This is a genomic window from Micromonospora sp. M51, assembly GCF_018070305.1.
In the GTDB taxonomy this organism is placed as follows: Bacteria; Actinomycetota; Actinomycetes; order Mycobacteriales; family Micromonosporaceae; genus Micromonospora; species Micromonospora parva.
Map to the genome: position 1 here is coordinate 1 of NZ_JAGPXZ010000898.1, position 2,242 is coordinate 2,242.

Here is a 2,242-nt window from a genome sequence, read left to right on the forward strand (position 1 = left end):
TACTGGGATCGCGCGGACCGGGTGGCGCAGCGACTGCCGCAGGGCTTCTACCAGCCGCAGACGTCGTTCTCGCAGGTCATCATGGGCGCTCACGCGGTGACCGTGGCGGTGGAGTTGCAGAAGTCGGGTGAGGCGGTTCGGCAGGCACGCCGCCACGATTCGGCGGCGATTCCGTCGAGGCCGCGCCGGGCACGCCATCTCATCGAGGTCGCGCGGGCGCACTACGGCAAGGACGACAAGGAAACGGCCGTGGCGACCCTCCGTCAGGCGTACGAGTCGGCCCCGGAGACGATCCGCTTCAACGGGTACGCCCGACAGATCACCCTGGACCTGCTCGACGGCCCGCGGTCCACCCGCGATGATGCCCGTGACCTCGCGGTGAAGGTTGGCCTGGTCTCGTGATCTAGGGGGTAGGAACCTTACCCATTCCGCACTGCGACGGTACGTAGCGTCGCCCTCACGGGATGCGGCGGGCGGTGCGGCAATCGCCTGGTCGCCGCGTCCCCCTCAGGAGAGGGCGATGATGCCGCCCTCCTGATCGACGAGGGAGGGCGCATGCGGCGCGTCTCGTACGACGAGTACCTCTCGGCCACCGCGTTGACTTTTGCCCGGCGGCATCGGCCGGTGTGGTCGTGGCAGCTCTGGCGGCGCATCTGCCGCTGCGGAGCCGACCTGCCCTGTCGCGGCCGGCACCGGATTCCGATCAGTCGGGGTCACTGGCCGCAGGTGGGTGAGGAGTGAACGGCGGCCAGGAGCAGGCGATCATCGCGGTGCACGTCCGAGGGCTGGACGGCATGTGTGTTGGTTGCCGGGCGTGGTGGGCACGGCTCACGCCGTACCCGTGCTGGCAGGTGGACTGGGCGACCAGCCGGCAGGCACGGGCGATCACGGATCGCTTCCTGGCGGGTGTGCGGTGACCGTGCACGGTCCGGTCATGCCGATCTGGAGCTGCGGAGGCTGCGGCCTGCCCTGGCCCTGCCGGACCCGCAAGCGCGAGCTGCGGGCGGAGTATGCGGATGCCCCCGTGTCGCTGACTCTCTACCTCGGGTCCTACCTCGTGCAGGCGACCGAGGACATGCCGTGGACACCGGCCGGGGTGCTGCACCGCCGGTTCCTCGGCTGGACCAGGGATGCCGACCTGCCGAATCCAGCAGTGCAGCAACAGTGCCGGTCCGCCCGAGCCGAGCCCTAGTCGACCGACGCCCTGGCCGGACCCGTGCCGCCACCCGGCCTGTGCTTGTGTCGCGGCCGGATACCCTGAGCCGCGGTGTCGCGCACCACGTGAGCAGAGGAGTCGATGCGGGGATGACGACCGGGCGACCGATCCCGACCCAGGACGACGTGCTCGGATACTTCGACACGCTGTCGAACTGGGGACGGTGGGGCGACGACGACGAGCGCGGAACGCTGAACCACATCACCGACGACGTGCGGCTGGCGGCGGCGCGGGCCGTACGCCACGGCAGAAGCGTGTCCTGCGCGTGGGAGGTCGCCGTACCGGGCGACATGGACCGGTCGACGACGGTCTGCCCGTGCGCCGCCGACATGCCGGGCGCCGAGAACATGCCGGCGCACTTCCACGCCGACCGGCACTGGGGTTTCTCATCCGAGCGGCTCGGCATCACGTTCCACGGCAACACCCTCACCCACCTCGACTCGCCGTGCCACATCTTCTGGGACGGCGCCCTGTACAACGGACGGCCGCACTCGTCTGTCGACGCCGCGACGGGTTCGGCGTGGGCGGCCGTCACGGCGGCGGCGGACGGGATCGTCACCCGGGGTGTCCTGCTGGACGTGGCGGCGGCCCGCGATGTGCCATGGTTGACGCCGGGGCAGGGGGTGTTTCCCGACGATCTCGACGAGGCCGAGCGTCGCCAGGGCGTGCGGGTGCGACCCGGCGACGCGGTCCTTCTGCGTACCGGCTACGGCCGCTTCCGGCACGAGAACGGCGCGGCCAGCGGTTTCACCCAGGCGGGCTGGCACGCGTCCTGCCTGCCGTGGCTGCACGAACGCGGCGTCGCGCTGATCGGCGCCGACACCCCCCAGGACGTTCAGCCTTCGGGGTACGACGCCGTGTTGATGCCGGTCCACGCCGTGAGCCTCGTGGCGATGGGCCTGTGGCTGCTCGACAACTGCGACCTGGAGGCGTGCGCGGCGACGGCCACCGAGTTCGGCCAGTGGGATTTCCAACTGGCGGTCGCGCCGGTCCGTTTCGCCGGCACGTCCGGCAGCCCGGTCAACC

Annotated in this window: 4 protein-coding genes and 1 pseudogene; all 5 read left to right on the forward strand. The window is 70.9% G+C overall.

Annotation, left to right across the window (positions count from 1 at the left end):
• A pseudogene (locus tag KBX53_RS30390) lies at window positions 1-402 on the forward strand (XRE family transcriptional regulator); the annotation flags it as partial.
• Between the two features lie 153 nt (window positions 403-555).
• On the forward strand, window positions 556-741 hold the full coding sequence (locus KBX53_RS30395) for a hypothetical protein (protein ID WP_210863136.1): 186 nt from the start codon (window positions 556-558) through the stop codon (window positions 739-741).
• A complete protein-coding gene (locus KBX53_RS30400) occupies window positions 738-917 on the forward strand; it encodes a hypothetical protein (RefSeq protein ID WP_210863138.1) in 180 nt (59 codons plus the stop codon). The genes KBX53_RS30395 and KBX53_RS30400 overlap by 4 nt, the downstream gene beginning before the upstream one ends.
• The gene (locus KBX53_RS30405; protein WP_210863140.1) at window positions 914-1,192 is read left to right on the forward strand and encodes a hypothetical protein; all 279 of its coding nucleotides are present in this window, start codon (window positions 914-916) and stop codon (window positions 1,190-1,192) included. Before KBX53_RS30400 ends, KBX53_RS30405 begins: the two co-directional genes overlap by 4 nt.
• Window positions 1,193-1,305: 113 nt before the next feature.
• Window positions 1,306-2,242, forward strand: a 937-nt coding sequence (locus KBX53_RS30410; protein ID WP_247676454.1) for a cyclase family protein, incomplete at its 3' end; no start/stop codon positions are given.